The sequence below is a fragment of the Niveispirillum sp. GW835-FHT14G11 genome (assembly GCF_058793615.1).
Map to the genome: position 1 here is coordinate 27,786 of NZ_JBXAFZ010000017.1, position 19,657 is coordinate 47,442.

Consider the following 19,657-nt stretch of genomic DNA (forward strand, 5'->3'; position numbering starts at 1 on the left):
GGCAACTGCGGCGCGGGGATGGTAAATCAGCATTTACAATAACTTGGGGGCGCGGCCTCAGGCGGCGCGGATATCGGACAGGAACTGTTCGACCTTGGCGCGCAGCAGTTCGGACTGCTGCGCCAGTTCCCTGGCGGCCCCCAGCACCTGTGTGGCGGAGGCCCCGGTCTGGGCGGCGGCCTCGGTCACCTGATTGACATTGGCGGACACCTCCTGGGTGCCCATGGCGGCCTGGGAGACGTTGCGGCTGATCTCCGAGGTCGAGGCCCCCTGTTCCTCCATGGCGGCGGCGATGGAGGTGCCGATCTCCGACACCGACTGGATGGTGGTGCCGATGGAGCGGATAGCACCCACGGAACTGTCGGTGGCCTGCTGCACGGCGGTCACCTGGGCGGCGATCTCTTCGGTGGCCTTGGCGGTCTGGTTGGCCAGGGCCTTGACCTCCGATGCCACGACCGCAAAGCCCTTGCCGGCCTCTCCGGCACGGGCCGCCTCGATGGTGGCGTTCAGCGCCAGCAAGTTGGTTTGGCCGGCAATGTCCTGGATCAACTGGACGACGGCGCCGATGCGGCCGGCGGCTTCGGCCAGGCCGGCCACCGTACTGTCGGTGTTGCGGACCTCGGCATAGGCCCGGTCGGAGATGGTCTTGGAGCGGTTAACCTGGGCATTGATCTCGGTAATGCTGGCGGTCATCTCCTCCGCGGCGGCGGCGACGGTCTGGACATTGGCCGTGGTCTGCTCGGCGGCGGCGGCGGCAGCGGCGGCCTGGCGGTTGGTCTCCTCGGCGATGGCGCTCATGCTCTGGGCCGTAGCGTCCAGTTCGGTGGCGGCACTGCTGACGGTACGCAGCACGGCCGACGACTGAGCGTCGAAGCCTTGGATCAGGTCATTGATGCGGGCGGCACGGGCCTCCTTGGCGACCTGTTCCTGCTTTTGCTCTGCGGCCAGACGGTCGGCCTCGATCAGGCCATCCTTGAACACCTGCACGGCGCGGGCCATGTCGCCGATCTCGTCACCACGCCCGCCACCGTCGACGGCCACGGTCAACTCATGCTTGGCCAGGCGGTTCATCGTATCGGTCATGCCGCGCACCGGCCTCGCCACACCCGTGATCAGCAACCAGCCGGCGCCAGCAGAGACCGCCACGGCCAGGGCCAGAACGATGGTGACGATGATAAAGGACAGGCTGACGGTGGCCGTCAGGTCGGCGACCATACTGTCGGCGGCATCTTCATTGATCTTGATCAGCTTGTTGATGTCTTCCTGAAATTTGTAGAACAGTGGTGTCTGCTGATCGCGCATCAGGGCGCTGGATTCATCCGTCTTGTTCTGCCGCGACAGGGCGTGGATTGCCTTCCAGTTCGACATATACTCTGTCCACTTGATCACCGACTGATCATAGATCGCCTTCTCTTCTGGGGAACTGATCAGAATCTCATATTTCTTCTGCGATTCCGCCAGTTCCTTCGCCGCGCCGGTGAGGCGCTCCTCAACATAGTCCATTTCCTTGTCGTTCGTTGACAGGACATGTTGGTACTGGTTCACGCGCATCCGCAAGGCCGAGGTATAGATGTCCTCGATTTCCTTCACTGATGGCAGGGCATTGTTGCCGATCACCAATCCGGCATCGGCCACTTGATTCAATCGAGTCAGAGAGAACAGACCCAGCACCAAGGTCAGCGCCAGGACAAGGCCAAAGGCCGCCACAACGCGGACACGAATAGAGTAGTTGCTGAACATGTCCCCCTCCCGAAGGGTTTGGTCTTATGAAAATGAATTACCTCACAGGTCATAGGCCTGTGCGTCTATGGGGACAATCTATGCGTTAGGATAGTGAGTGAATTGGCGCCTTGCCGGTGACTGTGCCCACACTGTCATCATCTTGGGTGGAAGTCGGAATCCAGCGTGGCGAACGTCCGATCCGTCGAATAATTGTCATGGAAACGCCCGATACAGCCGACAACTCCCTTGCACCGGCTTTCGTAAAGCCGGGATGGCGACGGCCTTGCGGGCATTGTCACGCCGGTGTGGCTGCCTGTGTCGGTGCGCTGGCTGGCAGGCGGACGCTGATCACGGTGCCCTGGCCGGGGACGGATGAGATTTCCAGTGCCCCACCCAGCATCTCCACGAAACGGCGGGTCAGCGGCAGGCCCAGACCCGTGCCCTTGGGGTGGGGCCTGTCGGGCTGGCGCACCTGGCCAAAGGGCTTCATGGCCGTGGCCATATCCTGGTTGGCGATGCCGATGCCGGTATCGCGAATGACCAGGATCACGGCACCGCCATCATCCAGCCCCGCCACCTCCACCGTCACGCGCCCGCCGCTGGGGGTGAACTTGATGGCGTTTGATGCCAGGTTCAGCACGATCTGGCGCACCTTTTCCGGATCGGTGCGGATGCGCAGCGGCACGTCCGGGACCTTGATGTCCAGGGTGATGCCCGTACCCTCGGCCAGCTGGCGCAGCAGGCGGGCACTGTCCTGCACGGTGCGGCCGATATCGATGTCGCGGATATCCAGCTGGTCCGCCCCGGATTCCGCGCGGGCCAGATCCAGGGTGCCGTCGACCAGCGTCAGCATATGCGTGGCGGCCTGGTGGATATCGACGGCATATTCGCCATAGCGCGCATCGGTGTGTGGGCCGTGAATGGCATCACGGATCAGCTCGGAAAAGCCGATGATGGCGTGCAATGGCGTACGCAACTCGTGCGCAGCGCTGGCCACGACCTCTGAGCCGCGCTCTGACTTTTGCGCCCGGTCCAGCAGCTTGCGTTCCGCCGCCTTCAGCAGATCCAGCGCGGTGGCAAGCCGTTGGCCGCGTTCATCGGCTGCCTGCTCGGCCCTCACCAGCCGTTCGCGCAGGCGCAGATGGGCCAGCAGGCGGACCTGCAGTTCCGCCACGCTCTGCGGCCGTTCCATCACTTCAATGACACCCAGCTCTGTGGCCTGGGTGCGCTGTTGGGGCAGAATATCATCCCCGATCAGGATGATGGTGGGCTCCACCGGCAGGTCCGCCGCCCTGATATCGGCCACCAGCCCCAATGGCGTGCCTACGCCCGCCAGATCAAGTACCAGCAACCCCGGCCGTTTCGCCCGGCAGGTCGACAAAAATTCATCCTCGGAACGAAGGAAGCGCAGATCAACGGCCTGTGCGAGCCGTTTCAAGGCAGCGGCGGCCGGATAATTGGATGGGTCGCCGCCCACGACCAGGATCGTGGCGGGATCGTCCTTGAGATACATGTCAGTGCGGGCAAGGTTGTACCTATACCTATATGTGGCACAGCGGATGGGGCTTGTCGCCTGCAACCTTGCCGTCTTTAGCGCATAGGGGCTGCGAATTGCCGGTAGGTGTTACGCCGGACGGGGTAGCCAGTTTTCGGCTGCGGTTGAATCTTCCTCTCGCGCCGCGACCCAGCGGTCGCCGGTCCCGGTATCTTCCAGTTTCCAGAAGGGTGCCTTGGTCTTCAGCCAATCCATGAGGAAGCGGCAGGCTTCGAACGCGGCCTCGCGATGGGCGGACGCGCACGCCACCATCACGATGCGCTCCCCCGGCTCCATGCGGCCATGGCGATGGATGATCAGGCTGGCGGAAAGCGGCCAGCGGGCATGCGCCTCCGCCTCGATCGATTCCAGCTGCCGTTCCGTCATGCCGGGATAATGCTCCAGAGTCAGGGCGCGCACCGTGCCGGCCGTCTCTCCCGCCTTGGGATGCAGGTCGCGCACCAGGCCGGTGAAGCAGCAGACACCGCCAATCCCGGTATCGCCACCGGTCAGCGCCGCCAGTTCGGCCCCGATGTCGAAATCCTCGCGCTGGACCCGGACAGTCATCAGCCGCCCGTCACCGGCGGGAACAGGGCCACCTCGTCCCCGGCCGCGACCGGGTGGGTGAAGGGCACATATTCCTGGTTAACCGCGACCTTGACCACGTCCAGATTGGCCAGCGCATCCTCATACCCGGTCCCGCGCCCGCGCAGCCAGCCGATCAGGCCGGCGACGTCCGTCACGCCCTCGGGCAGGGCCACGCGCTCCTCCGCGATGCCGATCTTGGTGCGCAGCCAGGCGAAATAGAACAGCTTCAGCATCACGTCACCCTTTCGGCGTCAGCATGTGGCGTAGGCCCGCACGCAGATAATCCCAGCCGGTCATCAGCGTCAGGGCGGCCGCCAGCCACAACCCCACTTCCCCGATCAGGGTCACGGGCCAGCCTTCCGGCCCGTCGGCACCGACGATCAGCCAACCGATGGCCACCATCTGGATGGTGGTCTTCCATTTGGCAAGGCCGCTGACCGGGACGGAGACGCGCAGCCCGGCCAGGAACTCCCGTAGGCCCGACACCATCACCTCGCGCAGCAGGATGATGATGGCGGGGATGATGGTCAGCCCCGCGATCTTTCCCACGCCCGCCAGCATCATCAGCACAGCCGCCACCAGCAGCTTGTCGGCGATGGGGTCCAGGAACTTGCCGATAAGGCTCTCCTCCCGCCAGACGCGGGCCAGATAGCCGTCGAACCAGTCGGTGATGCAGGCCGCCGAATAAAGCCCCAGCGCCGTCCAGGCGCTCCATTTGCCTGGAAAGAAGAACAGGGCCACGACGACCGGGATCACGGCGATGCGCGACAGGGTCAGGATGTTGGGCAGGCTGGTCAGCATGGGCGCCAAGGCATGATGGAAACGGGTCTTCCGTCGACGGCGCGCATCCTATCCTTCCCCATGGAAGTGATCATAGATGATTCTGGCGACGGTATCGCTGATCCCCTCCACGGCCTGGAGATCGTTAAGCCCGGCGCGCGACACCGCGCGGGCGGAACCGAAATGCAGCAGCAGCGCTTTCTTGCGCCGCGGCCCGATTCCCTGGATCTCGTCAAGCGGCGAGGCACTGATCGCCTTTTCCCGTTTGGCCCGATGGGTGCCGATGGCGAAGCGGTGCGCTTCGTCGCGCAAACGCTGGAGATAATAGAGCACGGGGCTCTTATGCTCCATGCCGAAGGGGGGGCGGCCAGGCATGAAGAATCGCTCTCGACCTGCATCGCGATCCGGTCCCTTGGCGATGGAGACGAGGGGGACATCCTCGATCCCCAGTTCGGCCATCACCTCCATGACCACGCCCAACTGTCCCTCACCGCCGTCGATCAGCACCAGATCGGGCCAGGTCTCGCCACTGCGCTCGGGGTCCTCCTTCAGCGCGCGTTCGAATCGGCGGGTGAACACCTCGCGCATCATGGCGAAATCGTCGCCGGCCGCATCCTTGGATTTGATGTTGAACTTGCGATAGGCGTTCTTGATGAAACCGTCGGGGCCGGCCACGACCATGGCGCCGATGGAATGGGCGCCTTGGATGTGGCTGTTATCATAGATTTCGATACGCGCCGGCGGTTCCGCCAGACCGAAGGCCGCGGCGACACCGGCCAGCAGCTTGGTCTGGCTACCCGTCTCCGCCAGCCGTCTTCCATGGGCGTCGCGGGCATTGTTGACGGCATGATCGAGCAGCCGCTTCTTGTCCCCGCGCTTGGGCGCGTGCAGTTCCACCTTCACCCCGGCGCGCAGGCTGAGCGCCTCCTGCAGCAGCGCCTCCTCCGGCAGATCATGGCTGACCAGGATCAGGCCTGGGGCCGTCTTGTTGTCATAGAACTGCGCGATGAAGGATGACAGGACCTCCTCCACCTCCAGCACCTTGTCATGGCTGGGGAAATAGGCGCGGTTGCCATAATTGCGCCCGCCGCGGAAGAAGAACACCTGCACGCAGGTGCTGCCGCCATCCTGATAGGCGGCGATGATGTCGGCATCGTCCACGCCCTCGACATTGATGTCCTGGTGGGCCTGGATGGCGGTCAGGGCCCGGATACGGTCGCGCAGCTTGGCCGCGCGTTCGAACTCCAGCGCCTCGGCCGCCGCCTGCATGTGGGTGGCCAGATCGGCCTGGATGTCGCGGCTGCGGCCTTCCAGAAACTGCTTGGCCTCCCGTACCTGCTCGGCATATTCGGTCCCGGTCACCTTCGCCACGCAGGGCGCCGTGCAGCGCTTGATCTGGTATTGCAGGCAGGGGCGGGTGCGGGTGTTGAACACCGTGTCGGCACAGGTGCGCAGCTGGAAGGCGCGCTGCAGCGCCGTCAGCACGCGGTTGACGGCCCCGGCCGATGCGAAAGGGCCGTAATATGAGCCGGCATCGGTGCGCGTGCCGCGATGCTTGGTCAGCTGCGGATAATCCTGCCCGCCGGTGATCAGGATATGGGGAAAGGTCTTGTCGTCGCGCAGCAGCACATTGTAGCGCGGCATCAGCTTCTTGATCAGGTTCGATTCTAGCAGCAGCGCCTCCACCTCCGTATGGGTGGTGACGAACTCCATCTGCGTGGTCTCGGCGATCATGCGCTGCAGTCGGATGGGCAGCTTCACCGGCATCGTATAGTTGGTGACGCGTTTCTTCAGGCTGCGTGCCTTGCCGACATACAGCGCATTGCCCTCATCATTCAGCATCCGGTACACGCCGGGCCGGTCGGGCAGGGTGCGCAGATAGCCCTTGATGATATCGACGCCGCGCGACAGGTCGGCCACGGCGCGTTTGCGCCGGCCCGGTGCCGTCTCCGGCGCGGGGGGGACATCGGTCGGGGGAGGGGGCGGATCATGGTCGGCTGTGTCGGTCATGGCCCTGCATGTGGCGTATCCCTGCGCGCCGGTCAATCGCCTGCTGAAATACGCCGCGGATCCGACCGGAAGGCATAGGCGTCCACCGGAAGTGATACCGGTTACCTTATCACCCTGTCCTTCCGGCAGCACGAGGAAGGATGGAAGGCTTAGGCATGGATTTCCACGAAACCTGTGGATAAGTCTGCGGACAAGTGATGGGTTGGATGGTTGGGAGCCAGGGAGTCCGCGGGTTCCACGCCATTGCACAAAAAACAGGCAGAAAAAATCAGCCCATTGATTTTGTTGATGTTTTTTGAAGTCAAGCCGTCACCTGACTGTCATGAAGCCGATACCAGGGCTTGACATCGCCGATCGAACCCGCGTAGCGCGGCGGATTGTCGGCCTGTGTAAAAGCCTAGGACCATGGACGCAAGGTTCAGGACGGAATTCGTCCAGTTTCGGGAAGCTACTCCGCCACCACCCGTTAAGACATCGTTTACGCTAGCGTCAGCGAGAATGCCTGTCTCCGCCCTATGACTGATGCCCTGAGGCGGGGACGGCGGTCATCTCCATTGTCGAGCTGCACCTGCCTATGGGAATAAAGACTCCCATCCATCAGATTCCCCATCCCTGACCATGCCACTACTCATGGTCAGGGATGGCAGCCATGCTTGCACGCCAATCTATCGGATCGAAACATGCAGAGGCTTGATCTGTCATGGTTTTTGTGCGCTGCAACAAAAAAAGTTGACGAAAAAAGCGGCAAAGGGCATTATCTCCATCGGATATGTTGCGGCGCAGCAGGGTCTTCCCGCCGCCTGCCGCCATCCGCCGTTACTGACGACAGACAGCATTGGGGAATGATTATGGCCACCTACAAGAATCCGTTTCTGGACTTCGATCCGGCGAAGTTCTTCGACATGAACCGCTTCACCGATTTCCAGAAGGCATTCGGCGATTTCAAGCTGCCCAGCGCCGATTTCGAAGGCTTGGTCACCGCCCAGCGCCGCAATGTGGAGGCCATCGTTGCCGCCAACCAGCTGGCCGTGGAAGGCTATCAGGCCGTCGCCCGTCGGCAGGCCGAGATCATCCGCCAGTCGCTGGAAGAGACCTCGACCCTGGTGAACGAACTGCTGACCCCCGGCACCCCGGAAGACAAGGTCGCCAAGCAGGCCGCCCTGGTGAAGGGCTCCTTCGAGAAGGCCTCTGCCAATCTGAAGGAACTGTCGGAACTGGTCGCCAAGTCCAACACCGAGGCCGCCGAGGTCCTGTCCAAGCGCGTCAAGGAAAGCATCGAAGAGCTGCAGGGCGTTCTGTCCAAGCTCACGGTCAAGAAGGCCTGATCCTTCCCCGACGATGCCGTCAGTTGAAGGCCGTCCCTTTGGGGCGGCCTTTTTCTTTTCCCGTCCCCCGTGCCGGCCTGCTGATGCCGCGATGGCTTGAAACAAAAAGGGCCCCGTCAGGAAGACGAGGCCCTTTCAACCGTGAGTCTGCGACAGCCGGCAAGGTCAGCCGCGCGGCTGTTGCGGCGGGGGCAGGTTGGTACGGTAGGAGGGGAAGGAAACCGGGCGCTGCTCTTCCTTGCGGCTGGCAGAAATCTCGATCTCCATACGGGCGATCACCTTGCGCAGCTCATGCAGCGCGTCGGTCAAGCCTTGCACGCCACCGCCCGTCTGACCCTTCCAGGCCTTGTAGGCTTCGGCACAGGCCTTGGCCGACGCATCCATGCGCTCGTCGGCGGGGACGGCCGGCGTCTCCGCCGCTTCCAGGCGAGCCGGGTTGCGCTGCTGCTGGCGGTAGGGATAGACGACGTCGGCCGGACCCTCGGACGGCGAGGGCGCATAGTCGGGCACGGCGCGCTCGCCGCCGCGTGCCTCGTTTCCGACATTGCGGTCACGGTCGAAATCACGCGGCGGCCGCACTTCCAGCCGATCGCGGGGCGGCCGCTCGCCAAACCGGTCGCGCTGCGGCCCGGGCTGCCCCCCCTGCGGGAAGCGGACATTGCCCTGCTGCGGACGGCGGTCGCCCTGCTGCTGATTGCGATCCTGGGGGCCACGATCCTGCCGCGGTTCACCCCGGAACTCGTTACGCTCACGATCGGGACGCGGCTCACGACCTTCCTGGCTGAAACGCTCAGCCCGGTCGGGTCGGCCTTCACGGCCCTCGCGCGGTTCCCGCGGCGGGCGGTTGTCGCGACCCTCGAAACGGCGCGGCACCTCGCCATGGCGGCCGCTATCATGCTGGAACGGGCTATCGCGCGTCGCATCCACGGTCGGGGCTTCCGTCGCCACGGGGGCGGCCGGCGGCTCAACTGCGGTCACCGGTGCGGCTGCCACGGATGGCGGGGCCACGGGGGGGGCTGCCGGGATGGCTTCGGCCAGCGGCAATTCCGCCGGACGGGCTTCAGCTGTGCGGGACACACGCCGCGGACGCGGTGCTTCCACCGCAGCGGCCACCGGGGCTGGAGCGGGCAATTCCACAGGGGCCAGCGCAGCAGGGGCCGGCGCGGCCTCGGTCGGCGTACCTTCCCCACCGTCGCCGGTCAGGCCAGCGGCCTCCGCCTTGCGGACAATGTAGGAAATGGCGCTGGGCGTGCAGTCAAATTCCCGCGCTATGGCGGAAAGCGTGGCTCCCGCCTTGTAGCGTTCCAGAATTCGCGGCCAAGCGGATTGCGGAATACGACCCCGGCGCTTTGGGGACTCCGCATCACCTTCAGTTTCGGCGTTCAAGATATCACTCGGTTGCCAGAGAGGCTCATGCGTCATGCAGCGGATTCACAGTCTCAGGCAATCCCGTCGCGTGAGCCGGCCTTTTGCAGGGACCCGTGGGTCTCGGCTTGCCATCGGAAGGGGTCTGCCAGGATTTGTGGTTTCAGATATGGGGGAATTATTTTCGAAATGAAAGAGAAACTGCGTCGCGGGGGCAAAAAATCCCGGCATGGCGCTCATGTCCCTATGGCCGGCCGCCGGGACCGGTCCGGCTAGGCAACGAAATCTCCGGGCCGGGGCTGGCTTCTCTTGCGGGCTGGGGCGGGTTGCGGCACAGTCCGCATCATATCATTCCCGTCGCAACGGATCTCTCCGCATGCCGTCCTTCCGCCAGGTCGCCCGCGCCATCGGCGCGCTTACCGTCACCGCTACTCTTGCCGCTTCGCCGACCATCGCCGCCCCGCCTAAGGGGCCTTGCTATTCGGTGCCGGAATTCGCGGCTGAGCAGGGTATCCGTCTGCATACGGAATTGATGGTGATCGGCCTGACCTGCCAGCACATGGACGTTAAGGGCCAACTCAGCCTGTTCAACCAGTACAAGCAGTTCACGCTAAAGCACCAGTCCCGCATCCAGGAATGGGAAAAGTCGCTGGTCGCCTATTACAAGCGCACGGCCAAGGGCAATCCCACCCGCAATTTCGACAGTTTCCGTACCCGTCTGGCCAATGAGACATCGCAGCGTGCCATCGCGCTGACGACGCCGGTCTTCTGCGGCACGCACGCGCCGCTGGTCGCACAAGCCATGGCGGCCAGCCTGGCGGAGATCGAACAGGGCCTGTCGCCTGACGGCGCCGGCATGCACCTGGCCAACGCGCCCCGCTGTGACAAGCCGGCACCCACGGTCCTGCTGGCCGATGCCGCCACGGCAGCTGTCAATGCCGCTCCGCCGCGGGCGCCGGCTCCGGCCATCGCCGGTGCCGCGGCCGGCGCCAAGACAAAGGCCAAGAGTGTCGCGCAATAACGTGTCCTTCAGGACTGGGTGAACAGCCAGGCGCCGTCATCCGGGCGGCACCGGCGCTTTATCCGTCCCGTGGCGACCAGATGGTTCAGGTGGGCGAGCGCCTCGCCGGCCGCGAAGGTCAATTGGTGGGTGTCCAGCGGGCGCTTGAACATGGTGGCGGTGATCTGCGCCACCGTGCGCCCGCCATCGGCACAGTCCGCCTCCGCCTCGTTCAGCCGTTCCGCATGGTGGCGCAGCAATTCATCGATGCGGCCCCGCAGGTCCTCGAACACGGGTCCGTGCGAGGGCAGGACGACCGTATCCGCTGGCAATTCGCGCAGCCGCGTCAGCCCATGCAGAAATTCCGCCAACGGATCGGCGAAGGGTTCGGCGGGCCAGACGCTGACATTGGGGCTGATGCGCGGCAGCACCATGTCGCCGGCGATCAGCACATTGCCGCCGTCGGCGCTGTAGAGGCAGGCATGCTCCGGCGAATGCCCGCCCGACGTGATGATCCGCCAGTCGCGGTCGCCGATACGCAGCATGTCGCCATCGCTCATGCGGTCGAACAAGGCGGGCACCACCGGGACCCCCCGCGAATAGGCATTGCCGCGCGCCGACAGCGCCGCCAGGGCCGGTGCGTCCAGCCCCATGGCGCCATAGAAGCGTCGCCCGGCATCGGCGATTGCCTCCGACGCATCCAGGCACAGCATGCGGGCCAGCAGCCATTCGGTGCGGGTCATGTGCAAGGGGGCGTCGAAGCGTCGGCACAGCCAGTCGGCCAGCCCGATATGGTCGGGATGGAAGTGGGTGACGATGACGCGGCGCACGGGCGCATCGCCCAGGAAATCCGCGGCTACCCTCTCCCACAGCCCGCGTGTCAGACCGCTGGCCACGCCCGTGTCGATCAGCGTCCAGGCGGGACGCCCGTCGGGCATGTGATCTGACAGCAGCCACACATTGATGTGATTCAATTGGAAGGGCAGGGGCAGGCGCAGGCCCCAGATGCCGGGCGCTGCCTGGCTGATCTGTGGCACTGATTCCGGCTTGTCGGTCACGGTCATTGGGCCTTGGACGCTGGGGGCGGGCCAGGACGGCCCCGGATGGGTTCGACAGAAGTCATAGGACAAGTGACCTGATTTGACCATGCCGGCCGCGACGTCACGAAACCGTGATGGCAACCGTCACGGTTTCAGGGATAGAGGCAGGCCAGGGAAATCTGATTCTCGGAGTCCGGGCAAATGGAAAAGCACAAGGGCACGATCATTGAAATCGAAGAGGAAGCGCTGGGTTTGCTGGTGCCGGGAGGCGATGATTTCGTGTTTCACGCGGTCCATCCAGCTGTGCAGCGTCTGCATGGCAAGCGCTTTGTCGACGGGGTCGCGGCCAGGCGGGAGGCCATGAAAGCCTTTCGCAGCGCGGCGTAGAACAAACGCTAATTCTCCGAGATGATTGTTTAGCCATATGGGCTAGTATGTTTGGCCACCAAGTTGCTACCTTGAGTCGGCAGCACAATTTCTGTAAGTCTGGTGGGACATTGGTCGCGCCGGGATTCGTTCGGCCGTCCGTGACAGAACAGGTCGCCGCCGGGATCATCGCCAACAACCGGTCCCGACGTAAGGTGATCGCCCCAAGGGCCCATAAGGAGAATGAAAGATGAAACTGCACCATTTGCTGATGGGAACCGCACTGGCTCTCGTGCTGCCCGTGACCGCCATGGCGCAAAGCCTGCCGGAGGGTCCGTATATCGGCGCCCAGATCGGTGTGAACTGGCTGCAGGACAGTGACTACAAGGGAGCCACCCTGACCAATGAGGTGAGTGCCAAGGAGGCAATCTCCGCTGTGGTCGAACTGGGCTATCAGTTCGGTGATGGCCTGCGCATCGGTCTGGAGGGTGGTCACCAGATTCATGAGGTCGATGGCATTTCCGGTGGCCCGGCCACCCGCACCGGCACGGCGATCGGCGACATTTCCAGCTACACGCTGATGGGTGTGGTTCAGAAGGAATTCGACGTCGGTTCGGCCTTCCGCCCGTTCGTTGGCTTCGGTCTCGGCTGGGGCTGGGTGGACAATGATGCTGTCGGACCGATTCTCGGGGCCACCAGCTATACCGGTGCCGTCGATGGTGCCTTTGCATACCAGTTGAATGCCGGTGTGGCCTATGCCCTCACTCAGGATTTGGATCTGACGTTCGGCTACCGCTATCAGGCCATTGATGACCTGAAGCATCCGCTGAGCAGCCCGTCCTTCAAAAACGACTACAACTCCCACAGCGTCCTGATCGGCGTCCGCACCGTGTTCGGTTCGGCTCCGGTGAAGGCCGTGCCGGCCACGACCGTCGTGTCGGCTCCGCCGCCGCCGGCTCCGGCCCCGGCGCCGGTTGCTGCCCCGGCCCCGACCATCACCCGCAACTTCACCGTCTTCTTTGACTGGGATCGTTCGACCCTGTCGGCTGACGCCCAGCAGGTCCTGCAGAACGTCGCCCGCGACGCCAAGGCTGGCAAGATCGTGCAGATCAACGTGGCCGGTCATGCCGACACGTCCGGTCCGACCGATTATAACCAGAAGCTGTCCCAACGCCGCGCCGAAGCCGTGCGCGAGTATCTGGCCAGCCAGGGTCTGCCGTCCAACCAGATCGCCGTGGAAGCCAAGGGCGAAGCGGACCTGCTGGTCCCGACCGCTGACGGCGTCCGTGAGCCGTCGAACCGCCGCGCCGTCATTGTGTTCCCGTAATCGGAACGCTGTGACCTTCGTCAGCCCTTCGGGGCTGGCGGATACCGGTAGAGGGGTCGCTGCATGCAGCGGCCCCTTTTCTTTTTTGTCTGGCTTGTCTGGAGAATGCGTGTACCCGCCAGCAGGGTGCCAAGGCGCATCCATGCCCTGACCATGGGGCGTGGACACTGGTTTGCGGTCAGGGGCATGAGTGATAAATCCATGCCGCCGCCATTACTTGGATCGATAAAGCTTTATCTTAATATTATGCAAATGTTTAAAGTTTTTCACGCCATTGGCGCGATGCCATGTTCCATGGCCCAGATCGCGGCCTGGGTGCGGTTGCCGGCGTTGATTTTCCGCATGGCGTTCTTGAAATGCATCTTCACGGTGCTTTCCGTGATGGAGAGGCGTCGGGCGATGGCCTTGTTGGAATGGCCGCTGATGACACAAGCCAGAATCTGTGTCTCGCGTGGCGATAGATCGGCCCCGCTGCCTTCGCCGGTCGTTTCCATGGTCATCGCGGCAGGCGCAGGCGTCTGGCCCATTCCCTGGGTTGCGGCAGCCGGATAGACGGCCTGGCCCATCAGAATCAGGCGCACAGCCCGCAGCACGGCGTTGAAGGAGGCGCCCTTGGAGACATGGCCATGCGCGCCGGCCGACAGGCTGCGGTTCAGCGCCGTCTGCGACAGATCGGCGCTCAGCACCAGGATACGACTTTCCGGGGCTAGGCTACGCAGCCTTTGCAGCGGGTCACGATCCTCGCTCCGGTCCAGACCGGCCGGATCCGTGATGATCAGGGCGGGGGGCGTTCCGTCTGAAAGGGCCTGTTCGGCGCTGGGAAGCGACGGCAGGGGTGATTCCACCACCATCCCCTCTTCCTCCAGCAAGGCGGCCAAGGCCGCGCTGAATAATTGATCATGGTCGACCAGCATCACAGTCCCGGACGTCATCCCGCATACCCCCTTTGATCCAGCCCATTCCCATCGCCGCTGAACCAGGCGCATGTCGCATCCGACGGGAATTTTTCCCATGATTCCAAGCCTTTTGGGCTTGTCGCTGAAAGTTTAGTTAAAATACAATCGATAGATCACTACTTCGAAGTAACCACAAAGGATAAATGCTTCGAAATTCGATCTAATTTCATAACAACTCGATTGCTGTGAAGAATATAAACAGATTCTGAACGAATTGACCAGAAGGAGGTTGCGAGAAGACTTAATCCGTATGAATATGTACGAGAGGTTAACACCGGGTCTGGATGCCCGTTTGTTGGAGGTCATGATGAGCATCGCTGTACGCCGGGGCGGCAATCCGCTGCGTGTCGTGACCACGGATAATTATGCGCGCCCCGCCGGTGGGGACGCGCTTTCCGGTGTGCGTCGCCGCTGCTTCCTGATCGTCGATCCGCAGGCCCTGGTCCGTCATGGCTTGGCCCTGACGCTGGCGTCCCTGCATGACGGGTCCCAGACCTGGCAGGCGGGAACCCCAGCAGAGGCACTGACCCTACTGGCCCAGGCGACCAGCGTGCCCGACGTGGTGCTGATGGATGCCGACGGGTTGGGTACCGAACGGATGGCCGCCATTGCCGATTTCCTGGCACGGATGCAGGGTGTGCCGGCCATCGTGATGTCGTCGGCTTTCACACCGGCAGAAACCCGGACCCTGCTGACGGCTGGCGCCGTCGCCTGCCTGCTGAAGAGCGACCCCAGTGCCGTTCTGGCGGAGGCGGTATCCCTGGCGCTGACCCGTGAAGGTTATGTGCAGATGCCCTATGCCATGCTGACGCCATCGGTGGCGGTACCGGTGGCCGAGGATCACGCGGACTTCGCCTCTGTGGCCCGCCTGACCAATCGTCAGCGGGATATTTTCCGCCTGCTGCTGTCCGGCTGCTCCAACAAGGAGATCGCCCGGCAACTGGGCGTGCTGGAAGGCACGGTGAAGGTACATGTGCGCGCGATGATGCAGAAGCTGGGGGCGCGTAACCGTACCCAGATCGCCATTCTCGCCGCCCGCACGGGTTTCAGGGCCGACTGATCCTTCCAGCTCCGTCCTTGAAAAGGCCCGGCCCATCCTTCGGCCGGGCCTTTTCATTACGTTCCCGCCACCGTCATCCCATCGATACGGATGGTGGGCGCATCAATGCCGTAGCGCCGGTTCAGGTCGCTGGCGGGCACCAGGCGCCGGAACATATCCTTCAGATTGCCGGCGATGGTGATCTCGCTGACCGGATAGGCGATCTCGCCATTCTCGATCCAGAAGCCGGCAGCGCCGCGCGAATAATCGCCGGTCACCCCGTTCACGCCCTGGCCCATCATCTCCGTTACATACAGGCCCTGTTTGATGTCGGCCATCAGTTCCCGGGGCGACAGGGGGCCTGGCGCCAGATAGACATTGGTGGCGTTGGGGGCCGGCGGTCCGCTGGTGCCACGTGTGGCATGGCCCGTGGGCGCCAAGCCCAGCTGGCGCGACGACCGCAAATCCATCAGCCAGGTGGTCAGCACCCCATCTTCGATCAGGTTGCGGCGATGGTTTGCCAGCCCCTCAGCATCGAAAGGCTTGGACCGCAGGCCGCGACGGATATGCGGGTCCTCGATGATCTGGATGCCAGGCGCGAACACTTCCTTGCCCAACCGGTCCTTCAGGAAGCTTGTGCCCCGCGCGATGGCGGCTCCGGATATGGCGCCACACAGCGTGCCGACGAATCCGCCCGTCAGGCGCGGGTCGAACACAACCGGCACCGACTGGCTCTTGACCTTACGGGGATTCAGTTTGGCCACCACCTTGTGTCCGGCCCGCGCCCCGATCTCCTCCGGGCTGTCCAGGTCGCTTCCATAGACGGTGGAGTGGTAATCGTAATCCCGCTCCATGCCCGTGCCCTCGCCAGCCAGGACGGAAACGGAAAGGGTGCGGCGCGACACGCCATAGCCGCCGGCAAAGCCGTTGCTGGCCACCAGGGTTACGGCACTGCGGCTCCAGCCGGCATCCGCGCCGTCGGAGTTGGTGACGCCGGCCACGGCGCGGGCCGCATCCTCCGTGGCCTTGGCGGCCACGATCAACGCGTCCGCCGTCGGCTCGGTGGGGTCTACCAAGTCCAGGTCGGTCCAGTCACGGGTGATCTGGTCTGGGTCGGCGATGCCGCAGAATGTGTCCTCCGGTACAGCCCGCGCCATGGAAACGGCGCGCTCCGCCAGTTCGGCCAGCATGCGCGGGCTGCGGTCGGTGCTCGACACCACCGCCATGCGCTTGCCCACGAAGACGCGCAGGCCCAGGTCGCCGGCTTCCGCCCGCTCCAGCCCCTCGGGCTGGCCCAACCGGGTGGACAGTGACAAGGATGCCGCATCCACCAGCAGCGCGTCAGCCGCATCAGCCCCGGCGCGGCGGGCGCGGCCGATCAGGTCGTCCAACAGGTTGGCGGCGTTCTGGTCGAAGGACGGCTTGCTCATCACGATTCCCGTATGCGCTGACCCCTCAACGGGCCCGTCCCTGACATCTAGCACCCGCATCCCGGCCCGCAAAGGCCCAAAGCGCAGGGGCGATGGCCTGCGGCTGTGCCATCCGTGCAACAGGAACAAGGCGTTACCAAGCCGAAACCCGTCAGAGACAATATTAAACATTTGCATGTTATAAAGTCGCTTATATAGTCTTCTCATCGGGTATCGGGGCGATGCCCAGGATCAACGTCCAGCTTTTGGGAGGCCGTCATGCGTGAAGCGACGAATTTTAAGCAGCGTGCCGCCATGGTCCTGCAAGCCCTGGTCCTGGCCGGACTGTTCGTGGTGGCGGCCTTGTCCGCCGGCGAGCAGACGGCCCATGCCGAGGGCGGAACCGTGGCACACAATCCGGTGTCGGTGGCACCGAAGGGCTGACCTTCCGGCGGGGAAGGGTGACGGGCCGGGACGGCTGGTGCTAAACTGGCGCCAGTCTTTCAATCCGTTGCCAGGAAACCGATCCCCGATGCCTTCCTTTGACATCGTCTCCAAGACCGACATCGCCGAGGTTAACAACGCCGTACAGGCCGTGCTGCGCGAGGTGCAGACCCGCTTCGACTTCAAGGGTTCCAAATCCACCCTGGAGTTGAAGGAGAAGGAAAACGAGATTCACATCCATACCGAGGATGCGCTGAAGCTGGCGCAGTTGCAGGAAATGCTGAAGGGCTATTTCGTGCGCCGCAAGCTGGACCCCGGTTGCCTGGATTGGGGCAAGGAAGAAAACGCCGCCGGCGGCACGCTGCGCCAGACCATCAAGGTCAAGCAGGGCCTGGATCAGGCACTGTCCAAACAGATCAACAAGGCCATCAAGGACAGCAAGATGAAGGTCCAGGCCTCCATCCAGGGCGACGAACTGCGCGTGGTCGGCAAGAAGCTTGACGATCTGCAGGCCGCCATCGCCCTGGTCAAGGGGCTGAAGATTGAACAGCCGCTGCAATATGTGAATTTTCGCGATTGATGTCGCCGGTCAGGTCGGGGCGCGCTGATGCTCACCCCGACCTGCGCTCTCACTTCTTCCCCATTGCGGCCTTCAGCGCCAGCTTGGCCGCGCGGTAACGCGACGCCCAGCCAGCCTTCTCCTCCTGTGGGGCGCGGGAAATGGCCAGCGCATCCGCAGCCACATCCCGCGTCACCACCGTGCCGGCCGCGGTGTAGGCGCCGTCGCCCACTGCGACCGGTGCCACCAGCGTGGAATGGGTGCCGATGAACACATTCTGCCCGATACGGGTGCGGTGCTTCAGGACGCCGTCATAATTGCAGGTGATGGTGCCGGCCCCGATATTGCTGCCGCCGCCGACATCGGCATCGCCCAGATATGTGAGGTGGTTGGCCTTGGCGCCGGCCCCGAACTGGGTATTCTTCAGTTCCACGAAATTGCCGATATGCGCCCCTTCGCCTACATCCGTACCGGGCCGCAGGCGGGCATAGGGGCCGATGATGGCGCCCTTGCGGATAATGGCTCCTTCCAGATGGCAGAAGGGCTTGATCTCCACCCCGTCCTCCACCGTCACGCCGGGACCGAATACCACATTCTGGCCCACGGTCACGTCGCGGCCCAGCACCGTGTCCGCCGCGAAATAGACCGTGTCGGGGTCCAGCAGGGTGGCGCCATCATCCATGGCGGCCCGTCGCAGCCGGTTCTGGAAAATCTTTTCGATGATCGCCAGTTCCGCCCGGCTGTTGACCCCGGCCGTGTCATCGGTCGGACCCTCGACCACGGCGCAGGCATATCCTCGGCTCCGTGCCACGGACACCGCGTCGGTCAGATAATACTCGCCCTTGGCATTGTCATTGCCGATTGCCGCCAGAAGATCGCCCATCCGTGCCCCGTCGAACGCCATGAAGCCAGCATTGCACAGCGTCACGGCCTTTTCCGCCGGCGTGGCGTCCAGAAACTCCACGATCTTTTCAAGCCCGCCATCCGCATCCAGAATCAGGCGGCCATAGGCGCCGGGATCGGCGGGACGCATGCCCAGCACGACCACCGCCGGATCGCCCGCCCCGCGCCGGGCCGCCAGCATGGCCGACAAGGTGGCGGGCGTGATCAGCGGCGAATCGCCATAAAGGATCAGCACATCGCCCGTGAACCCCTCCAGCGCCCCCAGCGCCGATTTCACTGCATCGCCGGTGCCCAGCTGCCGCGCCTGCACGACCGTGACATGCGGCGCCACGGCGGCGGCGACATTGTCCATGCCGGGCCCGACCACGACGACGATGCGCTGTGGCGACAGGCTTTCGGCCGCCGTCACCACATGTTTGACCATGGGCAGCCCGCCCAGCGGGTGCAGCACCTTGGGCAAGGCGGATTTCATGCGCGTACCCTTGCCGGCGGCAAGGATGATGCAGGCGAGCGAGCGTTCAGTCATGGTGGCGGGCCGGGCGGCTGGTTATCCATGCTGGCCGCTGTACCATAGAATCCCCCGGCCACGCCAAGCGGAAGCGGCAGACGACATGAGCATCCTTGCGCGGTTCCCCGCGATCATCTTTGATTTCGACGGCACCCTGATTGACAGCGCCCCTGATATCGCCCTTGGCCTGAACCGGCTGCTGGCGCAGGAGGGACGGTCGCAACTGCCCTTGGCGGACGTGCATGCCATGATCGGCGATGGGGTGGCCCGCCTGGTGGAACGGGCTTTCGCGGCCACCGGTGCGGCCCTGGCGCCCGATGCGCTGGCCGCGATGACCGCCCGCTATCTCGACCTTTACGGTGCCCTGCCGGTCGATCGCGCCTGTGTCTATCCCGGCGTGATGGAAACGCTGGCGGCGCTGAAGGCGGCCGGCCATCGGTTGGGCCTGTGCACCAACAAGCCGGCGGGCATCAGCCACGATTTGCTGGCGGAATTGGGCCTGGCGCCCTTCTTCGATGCCGTCGCCGGTGGTGACACGGTGGCGGAGAAGAAACCGCACCCGGCCCCGTTGCTGTGGGTGATGGACCGTCTGGGCGTCGGGGCTTCCGGGGCGGTCATGGTAGGCGACAATGCCAATGATGTGGCGGCGGCGCGGGGGGCCGGCGTGCCGGCGGTAGCCGTTGCCTACGGATATCCGCGCATGCCGCTGGCCGAGCTGGGGGCGGACATCATCATCGACAGGTTTGCGGACCTGCCAGCGGGGCTGGCGCGACTGGCCTGAC

The 19,657-nt window shown here is 64.0% G+C and carries 19 protein-coding genes; 8 read left to right on the top strand and 11 right to left on the bottom strand.

Features of this window, described 5'->3' with window-relative positions; genetic code table 11:
• Positions 1 to 57: 57 nt before the first annotated feature.
• The 6 genes from AC1Q7F_RS26060 to uvrC all read right to left on the bottom strand — a co-directional run bounded on the left by AC1Q7F_RS26060 (position 58) and on the right by uvrC (position 6,634).
• Positions 58 to 1,740, bottom strand: a complete 1,683-nt coding sequence (locus AC1Q7F_RS26060; protein ID WP_492511474.1) for a methyl-accepting chemotaxis protein — start codon at positions 1,738 to 1,740, stop codon at positions 58 to 60.
• A 277-nt stretch (positions 1,741 to 2,017) separates the two neighbouring features.
• Positions 2,018 to 3,235 (bottom strand): sensor histidine kinase, encoded by a 1,218-nt coding sequence (locus AC1Q7F_RS26065; protein WP_492511475.1) that lies wholly within the window; start codon positions 3,233 to 3,235, stop codon positions 2,018 to 2,020.
• A 111-nt stretch (positions 3,236 to 3,346) separates the two neighbouring features.
• Entirely contained in the window at positions 3,347 to 3,823 is a 477-nt protein-coding gene (locus AC1Q7F_RS26070) for a molybdenum cofactor biosynthesis protein MoaE (protein ID WP_492511476.1), read from the bottom strand.
• On the bottom strand, positions 3,823 to 4,074 hold the full coding sequence (gene moaD, locus AC1Q7F_RS26075; RefSeq protein WP_492511555.1) for a molybdopterin converting factor subunit 1: 252 nt from the start codon (positions 4,072 to 4,074) through the stop codon (positions 3,823 to 3,825). Before moaD ends, AC1Q7F_RS26070 begins: the two co-directional genes overlap by 1 nt.
• Before the next feature lie 7 nt (positions 4,075 to 4,081).
• Positions 4,082 to 4,645 carry a CDP-diacylglycerol--glycerol-3-phosphate 3-phosphatidyltransferase gene (gene pgsA / locus AC1Q7F_RS26080; RefSeq protein WP_492511477.1) on the bottom strand — a complete coding sequence of 188 codons (564 nt, stop codon included), beginning with the start codon at positions 4,643 to 4,645 and terminating at the stop codon, positions 4,082 to 4,084.
• 48 nt (positions 4,646 to 4,693) lie between these two features.
• Positions 4,694 to 6,634, bottom strand: a complete 1,941-nt coding sequence (gene uvrC, locus AC1Q7F_RS26085; protein WP_492511478.1) for an excinuclease ABC subunit UvrC — start codon at positions 6,632 to 6,634, stop codon at positions 4,694 to 4,696.
• A gap of 848 nt (positions 6,635 to 7,482) precedes the next feature.
• On the opposite strand from uvrC, the gene AC1Q7F_RS26090 reads away from it, so the two are divergent.
• Positions 7,483 to 7,959, top strand: a complete 477-nt coding sequence (locus AC1Q7F_RS26090; protein WP_492511479.1) for a phasin family protein — start codon at positions 7,483 to 7,485, stop codon at positions 7,957 to 7,959.
• Positions 7,960 to 8,124: 165 nt separating this feature from the next.
• On the opposite strand, the gene AC1Q7F_RS26095 is transcribed toward AC1Q7F_RS26090, so the two are convergent.
• Positions 8,125 to 9,345: a helix-turn-helix domain-containing protein gene (locus AC1Q7F_RS26095; protein WP_492511480.1), complete on the bottom strand. Its 1,221-nt coding sequence runs from the start codon at positions 9,343 to 9,345 to the stop codon at positions 8,125 to 8,127.
• 355 nt (positions 9,346 to 9,700) lie between these two features.
• Here AC1Q7F_RS26095 and AC1Q7F_RS26100 point away from each other — a divergent pair, with 355 nt between their 5' ends.
• The gene (locus AC1Q7F_RS26100; protein ID WP_492511481.1) at positions 9,701 to 10,345 is read left to right on the top strand and encodes a hypothetical protein; all 645 of its coding nucleotides are present in this window, start codon (positions 9,701 to 9,703) and stop codon (positions 10,343 to 10,345) included.
• A gap of 8 nt (positions 10,346 to 10,353) precedes the next feature.
• Here the strand turns inward: AC1Q7F_RS26100 and AC1Q7F_RS26105 are convergent, their stop codons facing one another.
• A complete protein-coding gene (locus tag AC1Q7F_RS26105; protein ID WP_492511482.1) occupies positions 10,354 to 11,388 on the bottom strand; it encodes an MBL fold metallo-hydrolase in 1,035 nt (344 codons plus the stop codon).
• A gap of 177 nt (positions 11,389 to 11,565) precedes the next feature.
• On the opposite strand from AC1Q7F_RS26105, the gene AC1Q7F_RS26110 reads away from it, so the two are divergent.
• Both AC1Q7F_RS26110 and AC1Q7F_RS26115 read left to right on the top strand, forming a co-directional pair.
• Positions 11,566 to 11,751, top strand: a complete 186-nt coding sequence (locus AC1Q7F_RS26110) for a hypothetical protein (protein WP_492511483.1) — start codon at positions 11,566 to 11,568, stop codon at positions 11,749 to 11,751.
• A gap of 229 nt (positions 11,752 to 11,980) precedes the next feature.
• Positions 11,981 to 13,057 carry an OmpA family protein gene (locus AC1Q7F_RS26115; protein WP_492511484.1) on the top strand — a complete coding sequence of 359 codons (1,077 nt, stop codon included), beginning with the start codon at positions 11,981 to 11,983 and terminating at the stop codon, positions 13,055 to 13,057.
• Between the two features lie 266 nt (positions 13,058 to 13,323).
• Here AC1Q7F_RS26115 and AC1Q7F_RS26120 read toward each other — a convergent pair whose 3' ends face one another.
• Positions 13,324 to 13,989 (bottom strand): response regulator transcription factor, encoded by a 666-nt coding sequence (locus tag AC1Q7F_RS26120; RefSeq protein ID WP_492511485.1) that lies wholly within the window; start codon positions 13,987 to 13,989, stop codon positions 13,324 to 13,326.
• A 331-nt stretch (positions 13,990 to 14,320) separates the two neighbouring features.
• On the opposite strand from AC1Q7F_RS26120, the gene AC1Q7F_RS26125 reads away from it, so the two are divergent.
• Complete coding sequence (locus AC1Q7F_RS26125; protein ID WP_492511486.1) at positions 14,321 to 15,073, top strand: response regulator transcription factor; 753 nt, start codon at positions 14,321 to 14,323, stop codon at positions 15,071 to 15,073.
• 56 nt (positions 15,074 to 15,129) lie between these two features.
• On the opposite strand, the gene AC1Q7F_RS26130 is transcribed toward AC1Q7F_RS26125, so the two are convergent.
• Positions 15,130 to 16,482: a TldD/PmbA family protein gene (locus tag AC1Q7F_RS26130; RefSeq protein WP_492511487.1), complete on the bottom strand. Its 1,353-nt coding sequence runs from the start codon at positions 16,480 to 16,482 to the stop codon at positions 15,130 to 15,132.
• A 258-nt stretch (positions 16,483 to 16,740) separates the two neighbouring features.
• Between AC1Q7F_RS26130 and AC1Q7F_RS26135 the strand changes: the two genes are divergently transcribed.
• Entirely contained in the window at positions 16,741 to 16,905 is a 165-nt protein-coding gene (locus AC1Q7F_RS26135; RefSeq protein ID WP_492511488.1) for a hypothetical protein, read from the top strand.
• Positions 16,906 to 16,993: 88 nt separating this feature from the next.
• Complete coding sequence (locus tag AC1Q7F_RS26140; protein WP_492511489.1) at positions 16,994 to 17,485, top strand: YajQ family cyclic di-GMP-binding protein; 492 nt, start codon at positions 16,994 to 16,996, stop codon at positions 17,483 to 17,485.
• A 49-nt stretch (positions 17,486 to 17,534) separates the two neighbouring features.
• Here the strand turns inward: AC1Q7F_RS26140 and glmU are convergent, their stop codons facing one another.
• Positions 17,535 to 18,893, bottom strand: a complete 1,359-nt coding sequence (gene glmU / locus AC1Q7F_RS26145; protein WP_492511490.1) for a bifunctional UDP-N-acetylglucosamine diphosphorylase/glucosamine-1-phosphate N-acetyltransferase GlmU — start codon at positions 18,891 to 18,893, stop codon at positions 17,535 to 17,537.
• A gap of 85 nt (positions 18,894 to 18,978) precedes the next feature.
• Here glmU and gph point away from each other — a divergent pair, with 85 nt between their 5' ends.
• Positions 18,979 to 19,656 (top strand): phosphoglycolate phosphatase, encoded by a 678-nt coding sequence (gene gph, locus AC1Q7F_RS26150; protein ID WP_492511491.1) that lies wholly within the window; start codon positions 18,979 to 18,981, stop codon positions 19,654 to 19,656.
• Position 19,657 lies beyond the last annotated feature (1 nt).

Coding starts and splice junctions, on each gene's coding strand:
- AC1Q7F_RS26115 (WP_492511484.1), top strand. CDS start 11,981: ATGAAACTGCACCATTTGCTGATGGGAACCGCACTGGCTCTCGTGCTG.
- AC1Q7F_RS26125 (WP_492511486.1), top strand. CDS start 14,321: ATGAGCATCGCTGTACGCCGGGGCGGCAATCCGCTGCGTGTCGTGACC.
- pgsA (WP_492511477.1), bottom strand. CDS start 4,645: ATGCTGACCAGCCTGCCCAACATCCTGACCCTGTCGCGCATCGCCGTG.
- gph (WP_492511491.1), top strand. CDS start 18,979: ATGAGCATCCTTGCGCGGTTCCCCGCGATCATCTTTGATTTCGACGGC.
- glmU (WP_492511490.1), bottom strand. CDS start 18,893: ATGACTGAACGCTCGCTCGCCTGCATCATCCTTGCCGCCGGCAAGGGT.
- AC1Q7F_RS26070 (WP_492511476.1), bottom strand. CDS start 3,823: ATGACTGTCCGGGTCCAGCGCGAGGATTTCGACATCGGGGCCGAACTG.
- AC1Q7F_RS26090 (WP_492511479.1), top strand. CDS start 7,483: ATGGCCACCTACAAGAATCCGTTTCTGGACTTCGATCCGGCGAAGTTC.
- AC1Q7F_RS26120 (WP_492511485.1), bottom strand. CDS start 13,989: ATGACGTCCGGGACTGTGATGCTGGTCGACCATGATCAATTATTCAGC.
- AC1Q7F_RS26105 (WP_492511482.1), bottom strand. CDS start 11,388: ATGACCGTGACCGACAAGCCGGAATCAGTGCCACAGATCAGCCAGGCA.
- AC1Q7F_RS26060 (WP_492511474.1), bottom strand. CDS start 1,740: ATGTTCAGCAACTACTCTATTCGTGTCCGCGTTGTGGCGGCCTTTGGC.
- AC1Q7F_RS26135 (WP_492511488.1), top strand. CDS start 16,741: ATGCGTGAAGCGACGAATTTTAAGCAGCGTGCCGCCATGGTCCTGCAA.
- AC1Q7F_RS26065 (WP_492511475.1), bottom strand. CDS start 3,235: ATGTATCTCAAGGACGATCCCGCCACGATCCTGGTCGTGGGCGGCGAC.
- AC1Q7F_RS26110 (WP_492511483.1), top strand. CDS start 11,566: ATGGAAAAGCACAAGGGCACGATCATTGAAATCGAAGAGGAAGCGCTG.
- AC1Q7F_RS26130 (WP_492511487.1), bottom strand. CDS start 16,482: ATGAGCAAGCCGTCCTTCGACCAGAACGCCGCCAACCTGTTGGACGAC.
- AC1Q7F_RS26100 (WP_492511481.1), top strand. CDS start 9,701: ATGCCGTCCTTCCGCCAGGTCGCCCGCGCCATCGGCGCGCTTACCGTC.
- uvrC (WP_492511478.1), bottom strand. CDS start 6,634: ATGACCGACACAGCCGACCATGATCCGCCCCCTCCCCCGACCGATGTC.
- AC1Q7F_RS26140 (WP_492511489.1), top strand. CDS start 16,994: ATGCCTTCCTTTGACATCGTCTCCAAGACCGACATCGCCGAGGTTAAC.